The organism is Streptosporangium sp. NPDC001681, assembly GCF_040298085.1.
Lineage (GTDB): Bacteria > Actinomycetota > Actinomycetes > Streptosporangiales > Streptosporangiaceae > Streptosporangium.
The window spans coordinates 1-3,235 of the sequence record NZ_JBEOZN010000281.1 but is presented as its reverse complement, the minus strand read 5'-3'; the positions used below and the strand labels follow the sequence as shown (position 1 = coordinate 3,235).

4 protein-coding genes and 1 riboswitch are annotated in these 3,235 nt (G+C 68.8%); all 4 genes read left to right on the top strand.

Annotation, left to right across the window (positions count from 1 at the left end):
- Positions 1-174 precede the first annotated feature (174 nt).
- Complete coding sequence (locus tag ABT130_RS47300) at positions 175-573, top strand: YccF domain-containing protein (protein WP_350917018.1); 399 nt, start codon at positions 175-177, stop codon at positions 571-573.
- Positions 574-650: 77 nt separating this feature from the next.
- Positions 651-1,664 carry a YihY/virulence factor BrkB family protein gene (locus tag ABT130_RS47295; protein WP_350917015.1) on the top strand — a complete coding sequence of 338 codons (1,014 nt, stop codon included), beginning with the start codon at positions 651-653 and terminating at the stop codon, positions 1,662-1,664.
- An 8-nt stretch (positions 1,665-1,672) separates the two neighbouring features.
- A riboswitch (ZMP/ZTP riboswitch) is annotated at positions 1,673-1,756 on the top strand.
- 32 nt (positions 1,757-1,788) lie between these two features.
- Positions 1,789-3,045: a serine hydroxymethyltransferase gene (gene glyA, locus ABT130_RS47290; RefSeq protein WP_343967454.1), complete on the top strand. Its 1,257-nt coding sequence runs from the start codon at positions 1,789-1,791 to the stop codon at positions 3,043-3,045.
- A gap of 101 nt (positions 3,046-3,146) precedes the next feature.
- Positions 3,147-3,235, top strand: an 89-nt coding sequence (locus tag ABT130_RS47285) for a hypothetical protein (RefSeq protein WP_350966450.1), incomplete at its 3' end; no start/stop codon positions are given.

Here is a 3,235-nt window from a genome sequence, read left to right as displayed (position 1 = left end):
CTCGCCTCCACGGCCTGGGGGGACTACCCGTGAGGCCGCGCCGGGGACTGGACTGAGGAGAGCGGGGTCGCGAGGTACGAGCGGCCCCGGTCGACGAGGGAAGGAGCCGGGTAAGAGCGGCCTCACCGCGACGCGCCAGCGTCGCCATAGACACTGTCTGACATGCTCGTGAATATGCGGACTTTGTTGAACGTCATCTGGTTGGTCTTCGCGGGAATCTGGCTGGCGATCGGCTATGTCCTCGCGGGCATCGTCTGTTGCATTCTGATCATCACCATCCCGTTCGGCATCGCGTCGTTCCGGATCGCCGCCTACGCGCTGTGGCCCTTCGGCCGGACCGTGGTGCGCGACCCCGACGCGGGGGTGATGTCCACCATCGGCAATGTGATCTGGTTCGTCGTGGCCGGGATCTGGCTGGCGATCGGGCACCTGCTGACCTCGATCCCGCTCTTCCTGTCGATCATCGGAATCCCGCTGGGCCTCGCCAACCTCAAGCTGATCCCGGTCTCCCTGCTGCCGCTGGGCGCCCGTATCGTCGACAGCGACGACGCCCGGGCGTTCTACCACAGATGACCCGGGCAGGCGGGTGAGATTCGATCGTTGCCCGCCTGGCTCGTGATCAAGCACGGCTAGGAATACCGTTGTGTGGCATGACGTCCACTGATGCCCCGGCCCAGCGGCCCGGGCCCAAGCGGCGCCCTTCGCGCGGGCCCAGGACATGGCTGCGCACGGGCCTCGCGTGGATTCGCGGTACGGATGTCTGGGCCCGGCTGCTGGCGGCGCTCGCGTGGATGCGCGGAACCGACCTGTGGGCGCTGGTCACCGCCACCACGAACGCGGGCGTCACCTACCGCGTCACCGGCCTGGCGGGGGAGGCGGCCTTCTTCGCGCTGCTGTCGCTGCCGCCGTTCATGCTCGGCCTGATCGGCGTGCTCGGCCAGCTGACCCGGGTGTTCGGCCCCGAGACGGTCAAGAACGTCAGCGACTGGATCGACCAGCAGGCCCACCTGCTCTTCACGGACAACGCCGTCGACACCGTCGTCACCCCGCTCATCGAGGACGTGTTGAAGCCCGAGAACCAGGTCTCGCTGATCTCCCTGGGCTTTCTGCTCGCGCTCTGGTCGGGCTCGCGGGCGCTGTTCGTCTACGTCGACCTGATCTCGGTCGCCTACGGCCTCGGCGAGGAGCGGGGCATCATCCGCACCCGCCTGATGTCCTTCGGGTTCTATCTCGCGGGGCTGCTGATCGGGCTGGTGGTGATGCCCGTGCTCGTTCTCGGTCCCGTCGCGCTGCGCGGTGCCCTGCCGACCGACTACGCCCCGCTGGTCGACGTCCTCTACTGGCCGGTGGTCGTCATCGGCTCGGTGATCTTCCTTACCCTGCTCTACCACGTGAGCGTGCCCGTACGCACGCGCTGGTGGCGCGAGCTGCCCGGGGCGGTGCTCGCGCTCGTCATCTGGATCGTCTGCGCCGCCGTGCTGCGCGCGGTGCTCGCCGCCTGGTTCTCCCCGGTCTCCATCTACGGCTCGCTCGCCGCGCCCATCGCCGTACTGCTCTGGCTCTACATCACCGCGCTGGCCGTGCTCATCGGGGCCACGCTCAACGCCGAGGTCGACCGGCTCTGGCCGGTCGACGGCGCAGGTCGCGCCAGCCGCATGGGTTAGTCCGCTATCGTCTATGCGGCGACTGGCGCATAGGGTGGGAGAGACCACCAGGGAGCTGAAGGGCGAGAAGGCCGAGCGCCTGGGTCTTCACGCGATGTCGACGATGACAGGGGAGTGAAGGCGCATGAGTGCTCTTTCCAGCGTGGATCCGCAGATCGCCGAGCTCATCAAGGCCGAGGAGCGGCGGCAGGCCGACACGGTCAAACTGATCGCCTCGGAGAACTACGTCTCCAAGGCCGTCCTTGAGGCCACGGGCACCGTCCTCACCAACAAGTATTCCGAGGGCTACCCCGGCAAGCGCTACTACGAGGGTCAGCAGGTCATCGACCAGATCGAGACCATCGCCATCGACAGGGCCAAGTCCCTGTTCGGGGTGAACCACGCCAACGTCCAGCCCTACTCGGGCTCGCCCGCCAACCTCGCGATCTACCTGGCCTTCCTGAAGCCGGGCGAGACCGTGATGGGCATGGGCCTGCCCTTCGGCGGCCACCTGACCCACGGCTGGTCGGTCTCGGCCACCGGCAAGTGGTTCAACCCGGTCCGCTACGGGGTTCGCAAGGACACCGGTCGCGTCGACATGGACGAGGTGCGCGAGATCGCCCTCCGTGAGCGACCCAAGGTGATCTTCTGCGGTGGTACCGCGATCCCGCGCACCATCGACTTCCCGGCCTTCGCCGAGATCGCCCGTGAGGTCGGGGCCGTGCTCGCCGCGGACATCGCGCACATCGCCGGCCTGGTGGCCGGTGGCGCGCACCCGTCCCCGGTCGGTTACGCGGACGTCATCTCCACCACCACCCACAAGACCCTGCGCGGGCCCAGGGGCGCCATGCTCATGGCCACCTCCGACGAGCACGCCACCGCCCTCAACAAGGCGGTCTTCCCCGGCCTGCAGGGCGGCCCGCACAACCACACCACCGCGGCCATCGCGGTGGCGCTGAAGGAAGCGGCGACCGACGACTTCAAGGACTACGCCCGCCAGGTCGTCCTGAACGCCAAGGCGCTGGCCGAGGAACTCAGCGGCCGCGGCTTCGACCTGGTCTCCGGTGGCACCGACAACCACCTCATCCTGTTCGACCTGACCCCCAAGGGCATCGGTGGTAAGCCCGCCGCCCAGGCCCTGGACAAGGCGGGTCTGGAGACCAACTACAACACCGTGCCGTTCGACACGCGCAAGCCGTTCGACCCGTCGGGCATCCGCATCGGCACCGCGGGCGTGACCAGCCGCGGCATGGGCGTCGCCGAGATGCGGCAGATCGGCGCCTGGATCGACCAGGTCGTCACCGCCCTGGCCAAGGACGAGGACGAGGCCAAGCACGTCATCACCCGGGTCCACGGCGAGGTCAGGGAGCTCACCTCCCACTTCCCGGCACCCGGCCTGTGACCGAGCCCTCGCGGACGGTGCGCCGGGCACGCTCGGGGCCGTGCCGGCGAGGCTGAACAGATCTTCAAGGGCCGGATCCGTCGGGGCCCCGGGCGGATGTCCTGGCCGACGCGGTGGCCTGGGTGGCCCGGGTGCTGCCGAACCGACCGGCCATTCCCGTGCTCTCCGGGCTGCTTCTGGAGGCCGACGG

Bases quoted from the DNA above. Each gene is read 5' to 3' on its own strand.
- ABT130_RS47300 (WP_350917018.1), top strand. From the start codon at position 175: ATGCGGACTTTGTTGAACGTCATCTGGTTGGTCTTCGCGGGAATCTGG.
- ABT130_RS47295 (WP_350917015.1), top strand. From the start codon at position 651: ATGACGTCCACTGATGCCCCGGCCCAGCGGCCCGGGCCCAAGCGGCGC.
- glyA (WP_343967454.1), top strand. From the start codon at position 1,789: ATGAGTGCTCTTTCCAGCGTGGATCCGCAGATCGCCGAGCTCATCAAG.